Source organism: Priestia sp. GS2 (assembly GCF_036409025.1).
Classification (GTDB): Bacteria; Bacillota; Bacilli; order Bacillales; family Bacillaceae_H; genus Priestia; species Priestia aryabhattai_A.
This window is the reverse complement of the sequence record NZ_JAZGJX010000001.1, coordinates 3,068,291-3,081,006: the sequence shown is the minus strand read 5'-3', so window position 1 is coordinate 3,081,006 and position 12,716 is coordinate 3,068,291. Positions and strand designations below refer to the sequence as shown.

Below are 12,716 nucleotides of genomic sequence, written 5' to 3'. Positions count from 1 at the left end.
CATTTTATAATATGAAATAAAGGTCAAGAATAGTCAAAGGTGGAGGGATTACAATGGATGTAAATAAAATGACGCAAAAGCTTCAGGAAGGAGTTATGAGTGCACAATCTGAAGCCATTAAGCGAGGTCATCAAGAAATTGATAGTCTTCACGTACTTTACTCGTTAGTTCATCAGCCAGATGGCATTGCGGTTCGTATTTTAGATCATTTACATATTGAAACAGAGCAGTTTATAAAAAGCCTTGAAGCAGAGTTAGCTAAAAAGCCATCTGTAACTGGTTCAGGTGTTGAAGCTGGTAAAGTATATATTACGTCGGCTCTACAGCAGCTGCTTGTTAAAGCTCAAGAAGAAGCAGATAACTTAAAAGACGAATATATGGCAGTAGAGCACCTGTTTTTAGCCGGGGCTAATAAAGATTCAAAAACTAGTTTGGGAAAGCTGTTTAACCAATACGGAATCACGAAGCAAAAGCTAATGGACGTTCTGCAAAAAATTCGTGGCAATCAACGTATTACGAATCAAACACCTGAAGGGACATACGAAGTCTTAAGCAAGTATGGTCGTGATTTGGTAGCAGAAGTAAGAGAAGGAAAAGTAGACCCTGTCATCGGCCGAGATCAAGAAATTCGTCGCGTCATTCGAATCCTTTCTCGTAAAACAAAGAATAATCCAGTGTTAATCGGAGAGCCTGGAGTGGGGAAAACAGCGATTGTGGAAGGGCTTGCACAGCGGATTGTGCGAAAAGATGTTCCCGAAGGATTAAAGGATAAAATGGTGTTTGCTCTAGATATGGGAGCCTTAGTAGCAGGAGCAAAATTTCGCGGTGAGTTTGAAGAGCGTCTAAAAGCTGTGTTACAAGAAGTAAAAAAGAGCAATGGACAGATTTTATTATTTATTGACGAGCTGCATACTATTGTAGGAGCTGGTCGTACAGACGGAGCCATGGATGCGGGAAATTTACTTAAGCCAATGCTTGCTCGTGGTGAACTTCACTGCATTGGAGCAACAACCCTTGATGAATACCGTCAATATATTGAAAAAGATCCAGCGCTAGAGCGCCGTTTTCAGCAAGTATTAGTTGAAGAGCCAACAGTAGAAGATACGATTTCTATTCTTCGAGGATTAAAGGAACGATTTGAAATCCATCACGGTGTAAATATTCATGACCGGGCTCTTGTTTCAGCCGCAGTTATGTCAGATCGCTACATATCTGACCGGTTTTTGCCTGATAAAGCAATTGACCTAATAGACGAAGCGTGTGCAACCATTCGAACAGAAATTGATTCTATGCCAGCGGAGCTAGACGAAGTAACAAGAAGAGTCATGCAGCTGCAGATTGAAGAAGCAGCATTAAGTAAAGAAACGGACTTTGCTAGCACACAGCGCTTAGACGCTATTCGAGAAGAAGTGGCAAACTTAACTGAAAAAGCCGATGTGATGAAGCTTCAATGGGAGAAGGAAAAGCAGTCTATTCAAGCTGTCCAAGATGTCAGAGAAAAGTTAGAGAAAGCAAAGCGAGATTTAGAAGAAGCAGAAGGACGTTATGACCTAAATAAAGCTGCAGAGCTTCGTCATGGGCATATTCCAGCCTATGAAAAAGAATTAAAACAGCTTGAGGCTGAAGCTTCGAAAAAACAAGAGTCACGCTTGCTTCGTGAAGAGGTTACAGAAGAAGAGATTGCAGAGATTGTGGGACGCTGGACAGGTATTTCAGTATCAAAGCTCGTAGAGGGAGAGCGAGAAAAACTGTTAAAAATGGAGTCCATTTTAAAAGCGCGCGTAATTGGACAGGATGAAGCTGTATCACTTGTAACTGATGCGGTGATTCGAGCGCGAGCAGGTATTCAAGATCCAAACCGGCCAATTGGTTCGTTTATCTTCTTAGGTCCAACTGGAGTTGGAAAGACGGAATTAGCTAAAACGCTTGCTGAAACGTTGTTTGACAGTGAAGATCATATCATTCGTATTGACATGTCTGAGTATATGGAAAAGCATGCGGTTTCACGCTTGATTGGTGCTCCTCCAGGCTATGTTGGGTATGAAGAAGGAGGTCAGTTAACAGAAGCCGTTCGCAGAAAGCCGTACTCTGTGGTCTTACTAGATGAAATTGAAAAAGCACATCCTGAAGTGTTTAACGTACTCCTTCAAATGCTGGATGATGGAAGAATAACTGATTCAAAAGGAAAAACAGTTGATTTTAAAAATACGATTATCATTATGACATCTAATATTGGTTCACAAACACTGCTGGAAGGTTTAACAGAAGATGGAAACATTGAGGAGGAAAGTCGGGAACAGGTACTTCAGCAGCTTCGACAGCATTTTCGTCCTGAGTTCTTAAATCGTGTAGATGACACAATTTTATTTAAGCCATTATCAGTGAGTGAAGTAAAATCAATTATTGAAAAGCTATTAAAGCAGCTTGAAAATCGTTTGCAAGAAAGACATATTACGCTGACGCTAACTGAGGGAGCAAAAAATTACATCGCAAAAGCAGGTTTTGATCCTGTCTATGGTGCGCGCCCGCTGAAACGGTTTATTCAGAAGTATGTTGAAACAAAAATTGCTAGGGAATTAATTGCTGGACATATCACCGATCACAGCGATGTAGTTATTGATAATAAAGGAGACCAGTTCGTTATTGAATAATAAAAAAAGACCATTTAGTAGTTGCTAAATGGTCTTTTTTTGCTTTGGAAAAATGAAGTACATTATCGTAAATGGTAGGAATATAGTATCTGTGTTTCCGTTGAGCAAAAAACTACCTTTGTGAGCATGGATTTTTACTATTGACTATAATTGTAAGCGCTTATAGAATGAGTATAAATTATTGAATTCGCTTTCTTAGTAAAGCACTATTTAGGATCCTAAAAGAAACAATGGACAGTAAACAATTATGCATGTACTTGTTTGGTTTCAAAAGAACTTATAGAGATAAAGGAGGAAAGCAATAGTAAACTAGATAAAGGTGATGCTAACAAAATAAGCGATGTTAAAGGATAACAAGCTAATAGCAGAGCACCTAATGAAACAGTCAATAATCCGGTTCTTTTCATTTCTATAAAGAGCTGAAGAGAAAGCCAGATTAAAATGAAATAGAATGGAATCATACATACGAGCGTAAATAAGCGATAACTATGCAACACTTGCTCGTTTACAAATGAAAAAATTCCATTGAAAATTACGACCATATATAATATGAAGAAAAACAAGTCGTTAATTTGCACAAAAAGAAGACAGGCTCTTACTTTCATTACTTTGTTTAATGCTTGCTGAATCAATAGCACATAAAAAAAAGTAAGTAGCAGTATAAATAGATTCACTAAAGAGGTATAGCTATCATCTAACTGTCTGACAAAAAACAGTATGATAATATGAAAACAACTAATTGTAAGCGGTACAAAAATAGATGGTTGGCTCAAAAGTATCTCTCCTTCATCAAAAATGCACACGACAGAAAATAGAAAAGGGTGTTCATCAATGAATATAGTCACTGTGGGATCGTTTATATTCTTTACCGTTTTAGTAGCATATATTTCATATCGCTTCACTCGCGATGAAAATTTAGAAACATCAGACGGGTATTTCTTAGGTGGAAGAAGCTTAACAGGCTGGGTAATTGGAGGCTCTCTTTTATTAACGAACTTATCGACAGAGCAGCTTGTAGGCTTAAATGCTGATGGCTATTCGTTTAATATGTCTGCAATGGGCTGGGAAGTAGGGTCTTCAATCGCTCTTGTATTGGTTGCATTATTTTTACTTCCACGCTATTTAAAAGGCGGAATTACAACGATTCCGGATTTTCTAGAATCTCGATTTGATTCAGGTACTAAACAGATTGTTACCATTTTATTTTTATTTGGTTATGTACTAAATTTATTACCCCCTATTTTATATTCAGGAGCCACTGCACTGAGCAGCATTTTTAATGTACAAGGTATGTTCGGAGTAAGTTCCACAACAGCACTTTGGATTACAGTATGGACCATTGGTATTATCGGTTCAATTTATGCAATATTCGGAGGATTGAAAGCGGTTGCTGTATCAGATACAGTAAATGGAATTGGATTATTAATCGGAGGGTTAATGATTCCAGTATTAGGACTAATGGTTTTAGGCGATGGATCTCCAGTTGATGGATTTAATAAAATTATGGAAAATACACCTGAAAAGCTAAATTCAATTGGTGGAGAAAAAGATCCTGTACCATTTGGTACAATGTTTACTGGAATGCTACTCGTTAACTTGTTCTACTGGGGTACAGCACAGCATATTATGCAGCGTGCATTGGCTGCCAAAAACCTTAAAGAAGGACAAAAAGGTTTACTCATTGCGGCTTTCTTGAAGTTATTAGGACCAGCATTTTTAATTATACCTGGTATTATTGCGTTTAATATTTTTGGCCCAGGGCTTGCACCTATGGAAGCGTATCCTAAGTTGGTTAACCATGTATTACCTACGCCGCTTGTTGGATTCTTTGCAGCTGTGTTATTCGGAGCTATTTTATCATCATTTAACTCAGCGTTAAACTCGAGCGTTACGCTTTTTGTTTTAAACATTTACAAGCCTTATTTTAAGCCAAAAGCAACAGATAAAGAACTTGTTAAAAACGGTAAGGTAGTAGGTGTATTCTTAGCTATTTTTGCAATGTGTGTTGCACCTTTAATTGCAAATGTACCAAACGGATTCTTTGAATACTTGCAAATGGTTAATGGATTCTACAATGTTCCAATCTTTACAATTGTGTTCATCGGCTATGTGACGAAAAGAGTGCCTGCACTTGCAGCCAAAGTGTCATTAGCTGTATTTATCTCAATCTATGCGGTAACGCAGCTAGTATGGGATACAGGTTTACACTATCTTCATATTTTAGCAATCCTATTCGTTTTATGCAGCGGATTAATGCTTATCATTGGAAAAATTGCTCCAAAACAAGATGTATATGTGTTAGAAGATCAAAAAGCAGTAGACTTAACTCCTTGGAAGCTTTTGTATCCGATGGGAATTGCAGCGGTTCTTGCAATGTTAGTGGTTTACGCGCTCTTTTCACCAATTGGAATTGCTTCATAAGACAAAAGAGGCTTGGACATAATTATTTCAGTCAACGAGATATCCGAACAATTGCTAGTCTGCAATCGTTCGGATATTTTTGTTTGTTGGGAAAACAAGTTAAAAACTAGTGTTTGGAGCGCGATGTAACAAAATTGTCTTTAGAGAGTACAGGATCTTACATATGGAATGAATATTTCTTGTCTTGCATATTGTCGAACGAAGTACTATCCTTTAAGATAATAAGCACAAAGCGTAATTCGATTAGAGGTTAAAGAAAGGAATCGATTGAATTTATGAAAGAACATGTTGAGCGCGTATATGATGAGGCATATGACTTTATTGATCAAGCACTTCAACAAATTAGAAGCGTTGAATGCACTGAAGAAGCAGATGATGAAATAAAAGAAAAAAGACAGCGTACAGAAATTGCTTTGCAAGCAGCACGCGATATCTTAGAGAATATGATTATTCCGGGTAAGAAGCTTACTTTTATTTATGAAAATGGATCCGTTGTTGTCGAGATACCGGAAAAATAAATAAAAACCCCCTTGTTGTCGAGAGTCCTAGACAACAAGGGGGATTTTTTTGCTTAAACGATTATTTTGGAAGAGTAAAAAGTTCATCAATTGATGAATTGCTCTTTCGATACTGTCCAGGCGTCATGCTTGTAGTTTTTCTAAATACCTTTGTAAGATAATTTGCATTTGCATAGCCTACGTTTTCTGCAATCTCTTCAATTGAGTATTTTGTTTGGTTCAAAAGTTCAGCTGCTTTTTGAATCCGCATTTTTGTTAAATATTGAATCGGAGTTAAGCCCGTTGTTTGCTTAAATAAGCGGCTAAAATGATAACGCGATAAATTTGCTGATTCCGCCATTTCATCTGGACCAATCTCTTCATGGTAATGGTTTCTAGCAAACAAGATAGAGCTAATAATGCTCTCAGGCCAGTCTTCAGTAAAAGAGTCCATATTCTTTACATATTGATAAAGCTCCATTACAAAGCGATAACACAGGCTTGATGCATAAAATGGGTCTGTGATATTTTTTTCACTTGCACGCTTATAGATTTGAGCGAGAAGTTGTATCGGTGCTGATTCAGGGTGAAATCGGATGACTGACTGGAACTTTGTTTGGATGTAATCCCAGCATTTTTTCACCTCATCACCATACAACGTTAAAAAAATAAATTCCCAATTTTCACTCTCTTTAGGTAAATAATATCTATAGTCGCCAGGCGTGCTGACAATAAAGGCTTTACCTGCATCTACCTTATATTGAGTTCCGTCAACTTCAATCATTCCATATCCAGACACTGTATATTGAAAAATATATTTTCCTACTTCTTTTCGCTGTTTCCCGCTCCAATTATAAAGAGGAGAGTATACCTCGTCCCATCCTACTGACCATAGCTGTGCAACATCACTAGTACGAGATTCAAAGAAACGATAAGCATAGGTGGCATATTCCTTTGTTTGAAATTGTGGTAGCAAATTTTCACCTTCTTTTTTAAAAAATATTGTTATTTATACTTTAACGTAATCGTTTTCATTTTGCTACATATATTTCACTTTATTTATGAAAATATTAAAAAAGGCTTTTTATAGTCTTAACTAGCTTCACATTATCGACAGATATTCACCGTTTTTATTAGCAGAAGGTGTTCATGAATGTTAGTTTGTTTCTTAGCAAGAAATTACCGTTTACAGGGATTATTTTTACCATTGAGAAAACGGGCTTAACGCTTTTAAAATAGAGTCATGAATACGTTTACAGTTTAGAGATAACGATATAAAAAAGAAACAGGTGATGTGACATGATGGGTGAATTAATTAAAAAGTTTCAGGAAATCTTTCAAACAACGGAAAACGTTCGCTGCTTCTTCGCGCCAGGACGTGTCAATTTGATTGGTGAACATACAGATTATAACGGGGGGCACGTATTTCCATGTGCTTTAAGTATTGGAACATACGCAGTTGTGTGCAAACGAACTGATCAGAAGATTCGTATGTACTCGGCCAATTTTGAGCATAAAGGTGTCATTGAATATAACCTTGATAATCTTGTATATGAAGAACAACATGATTGGGCTAATTACCCAAAAGGGGTAATCAGTACATTTATTAAAAATGGCCATCAACTAAGAAATGGATTTGACGTGTTATTCTATGGCAATATTCCAAATGGTGCTGGGCTCTCCTCTTCAGCATCTATTGAATTAGCAACAGCTGTTTTATTAAATCAATTAGAAGATTTAGATATTGATATGGTTGAAATGGTTAAGATATCACAACAAGCGGAAAATGAATTTATTGGCGTCAGCTGTGGAATCATGGATCAATTTGCAATTGGAATGGGAAAATCAGACAAGGCAATTCTTTTAAACTGTCAAACTCTTGACTACACGTACAGTCCGCTCCAGCTAGAAAATGCAGTGTTAGTAATTGCAAACACAAACAAGCGAAGAGGATTAGCAGATTCGAAATATAATGAGCGTCGATCTGAATGTGATCAAGCATTAGCAGATTTAAAAAGCGGTTATGAACTTGAATCATTAGGAGATTTAACGAAAGCACAGTTTGAGCAGTTAAAACATTTGATTAAGAACCCGACGAATCAAAAGCGAGCAAAACATGCAGTTTATGAGAATGAACGAACAAAAGAAGCTGTGGTAAAACTGAACAACGGCGACTTGCAGGGGTTAGGTTTATTAATGAATGAATCTCACCGTTCATTGCGAGATGATTATGAAGTTACGGGGGAAGAATTGGATGCATTAGTTGAAGCAGCCTGGGCTCAAGAAGGTGTAATCGGCTCTCGAATGACAGGAGCAGGTTTTGGGGGTTGCACAATTAGCATAGTAAAAGAAGATAAGGTGAATTCATTTATTGATGAAGTAGGTGCTGTTTATACAAAAGCAACAGGTTTACAAGCAGATTTCTATGTGGTAGAAGTCGGAGAAGGCGCACGAGAATTAGCATTAGAAACGGTATAAAAGGAGGAGCAAGAATGGCTGTATTAGTATGTGGAGGCGCTGGTTATATCGGTAGCCATACAGTAGCAGAGTTATTGGATAAAGGGAAAGACGTAGTCGTTGTTGATAACCTTCAAAAAGGCCATAAAGAAGCGATTTTAGAAGGTGTACGTTTATATGTTGGAGATTTAAGAGATACCGAGTTTTTAGATGAAGTTTTTCAGGAAAATGAGATTGAATCCGTTGTACATTTTGCAGCAGATTCGCTTGTTGGAGAAAGCGTAACGGACCCTTTAACGTATTACGATAACAATGTGTACGGTGCACTTTGCTTGTTAAAGGTGATGAATAAACACGGTGTTAAGCACATTGTATTTTCATCCACGGCTGCAACCTATGGAGAAGCAAAGAATTTTCCAATTTTAGAAGATGATCCAACAGAGCCAACCAACCCTTATGGTGAAACGAAACTAGCGATTGAGAAAATGCTGAAATGGTCAGAGAAAGCATATGGACTTCGTTATGTTGTTCTTCGCTACTTTAACGTTGCAGGTGCTCATTTGGATGGGAAGCTAGGGGAAGATCATACGCCAGAAACACACTTAATACCAATTATTTTACAAGTAGCTCTTGGGAAGAGAGAGCATATCTCAATTTTCGGTGATGATTACGATACAAAAGACGGCACGTGTATTCGAGATTATATTCACGTAACAGATCTAGCTGACGCGCATGTATTAGCGCTTGAAAAGTTAGCTCGTGACAATACGAGCGGTACTTATAACTTAGGGAACGGAAATGGTTTTACGGTTAAAGAAGTAATTGATGCTGCGCGTAAAGTAACGAATCACTCCATTCCAGCTATTGTTGCACCAAGACGTGCGGGAGACCCAGCCAAACTGGTAGCGTCTTCTCAAAGAGCAATGGATGAATTAGGATGGAATCCACGCTATACATCAATGGAGCAAATGATTGAAAGTGCATGGAAATGGTTTCAAGCACATCCAGAAGGATATAAACAGCCTCAACGATAAAAGCTGTGAGAAAATAGCTTATCGATAGATTACGGAACGAGAAGAAAGGAAGATTGTATGTCAGTCAACATTCATGAACAAATTCAAAGACTTATTCAATACGGATTGCAAAAAGAGCTTATAACAGTATGGGACGTTGATGTTGTTCGGAATAGGCTATTAGAGACACTGCAGCTCGATGAATATATTCCAGCAGCTGTTGATCAAGAAATCTATGAAAATCCGGTTGATATTTTAGAGAAAATGCTTGATTGGGCGGCTGAACACAATCTAATAGAAAATACCATCACTTACCGAGATTTACTGGATACGAAAATCATGGGCAGTTTTGTCCCACTTCCATCTGAGGTTAATCGTCGTTTTTATCAAACATTCCAACAAGAGGGTGCTCAGCAAGCTACGCAAAATTTTTATCAATACTCAAAAGATGTTCACTATATTCGAACAGATCGAATTGCTAAAAATGAAGGGTGGCTGACTGATACACCGTATGGCCAGTTAGAGATTACAATTAATCTGTCAAAACCAGAGAAAGACCCAAAAGCAATTGCTGCAAGCAAGACACTGAAGGAGAGCTCGTATCCAAACTGTCTGCTTTGCAAAGAGAATGCAGGCTATGCCGGACGTGTTAATCATCCAGCTAGGCAAAATCATCGCATCATCCCTGTTGAACTTGCAGAAGAACAGTGGTACCTGCAGTTTTCACCTTATGTTTATTATCATGAGCATGCCATTGTCTTTTCAGGTGAACATACGCCAATGAAGATTTCAGCGGCTACGTTTGAACGCCTGCTGTCATTTACGGATCAATTTCCGCATTACTTTTTGGGATCAAATGCAGATTTGCCAATTGTAGGAGGATCCATCTTAACTCACGATCATTTTCAAGGTGGAAATCATGAATTTCCAATGGCTAAAGCAAAAGTAGAAGCAACTTTTACAATGGAAGATTATCCAACAGTTCAAGCGGGGATTGTAAGGTGGCCGATGTCCGTTATCCGCTTGCAGAGCACGGATAAAAATGAACTAGTAGAATGCGCTAATCATGTATACAAAACATGGCAGCAGTACAGTGATGAAAGCGTTGGGATTCATGCTTTTACAGGTGATACGCCACACAATACGGTGACGCCAATTGCAAGGCGCAGAGAACAGCTATTTGAGCTAGACCTTGTGCTTCGAAATAACCGAACGAGTGGTGAGCATCCCGATGGCATTTACCATCCTCATAAAGAAGTCCACCACATCAAAAAAGAAAACATTGGACTAATTGAAGTGATGGGGCTTGCAGTATTACCGGGCCGCTTACAAGAAGAAATGCGTCTAGTCAGTGAATACTTGATTAATGGAGATTGTGCGATTCGAGATGAGCATGCGCATATTCAAAAGCATGAAGCATGGATGAAACAGCTCCGCGAAAGCTATGAGGATTTTACTAAAGAAACTGTTCAGCAAATTATTCGTAAGGAGCTTGGTACCACGTTTATGACGATTTTAGAGCATGCTGGTGTGTTCAAGCGAGACGAACAGGGGAAAGAAGCTTTTCATCAATTTACAAAACAGCTACAAAAACAAACGGCGCGTAGCGAATAACCTAGAAAACATTCTTATATTCATGTGATAAATAAACAGCTAAAGGGAGACTGAAAGATATGTATATTGGTGTTGACTATTATCCAGAACAATGGCCTAAAACAAGATGGGCAGAGGACGTACGCTTAATGAAGGAGCTAGGTATTAATGTTGTACGTATTGCTGAATTTGGTTGGCAGTTAATGGAGCCCAAAGAAGGAGTATACGACTTTTCACTATATGATGAAGCCATTGAACTATTAACAAGTAACGGAATCAAAGTAGTGCTTGGTACACCAACTGCTACTCCACCAGCTTGGATGATTCACAACTATCCAGAAATTTTACCGGTTGATGAAAATGGAGTAACGATCTCGTTTGGAGCGCGTAGACATTACACGGTCAATAGTGAAAAATACCATCAGTTTACGAAAAAAATCGTAACAAAAATGGCAGAAAAGTATGGTCAGCACCGTGATGTCATCGGTTGGCAGGTAGACAACGAATATGGTCATGAGAAGTCAGATCGTAGCTATGGAGAGCTTGACCGAGTTGCGTTTCAGCGCTGGTTACAAAAGAAGTATCAGTCGCTTGATCAATTAAACGAGAAATGGGGAACGGTATTTTGGAGTCAAACGTATACGGACTGGGCGCAAATTCCAACCCCGCGTAAAGTTTATCAAGAGCATAATCCGAGTCTTCTTTTAGATTTCGACCGATTCTGCGCAGATGCTTATACTGCTTATAATAAACTTCAAGTTGATATCTTACGTTCTATTGTTCGTAAAGATCAATTTATTACACATAACTTTGTATTTACAGACCAAGCCATTAATCAATGGGATATGTCAAAGGATTTAGATTTTGTCTCGTTTGATAATTATCCTGTCTGGGGCGGGTTAGCTGAGCCAATTAAACCAGCAGCGATTGCTCAACAGCATGATCTTTGTCGATCTGCAAAAGGTGGGAAAAACTTTTGGGTAATGGAAGAACTATCGGGAGCGCAAGGATGGAGTCGTATTGGCTACTTACCGCGTCCGGGTCATATTAAGTTGTGGACGTACCAAGCTATTTCTCGAGGCGCAGAAGCAATTGTTTATTTCCGCTGGCGCGCAGCGCAGTTTGGTACAGAAGAATTTTGTCACGGCATTTTAGATCATGATGGACTACCAAAGCGCAAGTACGAGGAAGTAAAAGAAGTTATTCAAGAACTAAAAACGTTTGGTGATGAGTGGATTAATGCTCCATATGAAGCGGAAGTAGCAGCTTACTATGATATTGAGAATGCATGGGCGTGGGGAATTCAGCCTCAAAGTGATGCATTTGCTTACAAGCAAGAGTTTCTGCGTTTCTATCGCCCGGTGCATAGTGCAAACGTATTAACGGACTTGGTTACCGCTGCAGATGACTTAGCGCGCTACAAAGTGGTTATCGTGCCGATTTACTTCTTAACAAATAGTGAGTTTACGGAAAAGCTACAGCAGTTTGTCTCAAATGGCGGAACAGCTATTTTATCATACCGTGCAGGTGTAAAAGAAGAAAATAATTTTGTCACAGGACAAACGCTTCCTGGTGCATTATCGGAGTTTACGGGTATTCAAATTCATGAATATGAATCTCTACAAACATCACAGCAAAATACGATTGTAGGTACAAAAGGTGCGATAAAAGGGCAAGCATCAACAGCAACAATTTGGTGTGATTTAATTGAACCAACAACGGCTGAAGTACTGGCAGAGTATAGAGATTGTTTCTATGAAGGTACTGCAGCTATTACAAAAAATAGCTTTGGAAAAGGAACTGTGTATTATATCGGTACAGCCGTTGAAGATGCTATGCTAGACGGATTGTATGATGATATCTTAGCTGAAGCACAAGTAGATACATTTAAAACCAATGGTGAAGTTGAAGTTGTAAAAAGAGGTCAATTCTATAGCTTCTTGAATCATTCAACAGCAGAGACAACATCAGTTGCGCTTCCGAACGGAAAATGGAAGGCAGCCGCAACCAATGAGCTTGTAAAAGGTGAATTAACGCTGAAGCCGCTTCAAGCGGTAGTGTTAATCAAAGAATAAAAAAAACCG

Annotated in this window: 9 protein-coding genes; 7 read left to right on the top strand and 2 right to left on the bottom strand. The window is 38.6% G+C overall.

What is annotated here, in order from left to right; all coding sequences use genetic code 11:
• Positions 1 to 53 precede the first annotated feature (53 nt).
• A complete protein-coding gene (gene clpB, locus V2145_RS15630) occupies positions 54 to 2,651 on the top strand; it encodes an ATP-dependent chaperone ClpB (RefSeq protein WP_094912841.1) in 2,598 nt (865 codons plus the stop codon).
• Between the two features lie 245 nt (positions 2,652 to 2,896).
• Here clpB and V2145_RS15625 read toward each other — a convergent pair whose 3' ends face one another.
• Positions 2,897 to 3,424, bottom strand: coding sequence for a hypothetical protein (locus V2145_RS15625; RefSeq protein WP_094912840.1), 528 nt, complete (start codon positions 3,422 to 3,424; stop codon positions 2,897 to 2,899).
• Between the two features lie 58 nt (positions 3,425 to 3,482).
• Here V2145_RS15625 and V2145_RS15620 point away from each other — a divergent pair, with 58 nt between their 5' ends.
• A complete protein-coding gene (locus tag V2145_RS15620; RefSeq protein WP_205687703.1) occupies positions 3,483 to 5,072 on the top strand; it encodes a solute:sodium symporter family transporter in 1,590 nt (529 codons plus the stop codon).
• A gap of 275 nt (positions 5,073 to 5,347) precedes the next feature.
• Complete coding sequence (locus V2145_RS15615) at positions 5,348 to 5,590, top strand: hypothetical protein (protein WP_025908171.1); 243 nt, start codon at positions 5,348 to 5,350, stop codon at positions 5,588 to 5,590.
• Positions 5,591 to 5,651: 61 nt separating this feature from the next.
• Here the strand turns inward: V2145_RS15615 and V2145_RS15610 are convergent, their stop codons facing one another.
• Positions 5,652 to 6,545: an AraC family transcriptional regulator gene (locus tag V2145_RS15610; RefSeq protein ID WP_131887361.1), complete on the bottom strand. Its 894-nt coding sequence runs from the start codon at positions 6,543 to 6,545 to the stop codon at positions 5,652 to 5,654.
• 323 nt (positions 6,546 to 6,868) lie between these two features.
• Here V2145_RS15610 and V2145_RS15605 point away from each other — a divergent pair, with 323 nt between their 5' ends.
• The 4 genes from V2145_RS15605 to V2145_RS15590 are packed head-to-tail and all read left to right on the top strand — an operon-like array spanning position 6,869 to position 12,707.
• The gene (locus V2145_RS15605; protein ID WP_330987995.1) at positions 6,869 to 8,047 is read left to right on the top strand and encodes a galactokinase; all 1,179 of its coding nucleotides are present in this window, start codon (positions 6,869 to 6,871) and stop codon (positions 8,045 to 8,047) included.
• Between the two features lie 14 nt (positions 8,048 to 8,061).
• Positions 8,062 to 9,060 carry a UDP-glucose 4-epimerase GalE gene (galE, locus tag V2145_RS15600; protein ID WP_131887359.1) on the top strand — a complete coding sequence of 333 codons (999 nt, stop codon included), beginning with the start codon at positions 8,062 to 8,064 and terminating at the stop codon, positions 9,058 to 9,060.
• 57 nt (positions 9,061 to 9,117) lie between these two features.
• Positions 9,118 to 10,653: a UDP-glucose--hexose-1-phosphate uridylyltransferase gene (galT, locus tag V2145_RS15595; RefSeq protein ID WP_311859301.1), complete on the top strand. Its 1,536-nt coding sequence runs from the start codon at positions 9,118 to 9,120 to the stop codon at positions 10,651 to 10,653.
• A gap of 59 nt (positions 10,654 to 10,712) precedes the next feature.
• On the top strand, positions 10,713 to 12,707 hold the full coding sequence (locus tag V2145_RS15590) for a beta-galactosidase (RefSeq protein ID WP_311859298.1): 1,995 nt from the start codon (positions 10,713 to 10,715) through the stop codon (positions 12,705 to 12,707).
• The last annotated feature ends 9 nt before the right edge of the window (positions 12,708 to 12,716 follow it).

What these genes read in the sequence shown, in the direction of transcription:
- clpB (WP_094912841.1), top strand. Translation starts at nt 54, where the DNA reads ATGGATGTAAATAAAATGACGCAAAAGCTTCAGGAAGGAGTTATGAGT.
- V2145_RS15620 (WP_205687703.1), top strand. Translation starts at nt 3,483, where the DNA reads ATGAATATAGTCACTGTGGGATCGTTTATATTCTTTACCGTTTTAGTA.
- V2145_RS15605 (WP_330987995.1), top strand. Translation starts at nt 6,869, where the DNA reads ATGATGGGTGAATTAATTAAAAAGTTTCAGGAAATCTTTCAAACAACG.
- galE (WP_131887359.1), top strand. Translation starts at nt 8,062, where the DNA reads ATGGCTGTATTAGTATGTGGAGGCGCTGGTTATATCGGTAGCCATACA.
- V2145_RS15590 (WP_311859298.1), top strand. Translation starts at nt 10,713, where the DNA reads ATGTATATTGGTGTTGACTATTATCCAGAACAATGGCCTAAAACAAGA.
- V2145_RS15615 (WP_025908171.1), top strand. Translation starts at nt 5,348, where the DNA reads ATGAAAGAACATGTTGAGCGCGTATATGATGAGGCATATGACTTTATT.
- galT (WP_311859301.1), top strand. Translation starts at nt 9,118, where the DNA reads ATGTCAGTCAACATTCATGAACAAATTCAAAGACTTATTCAATACGGA.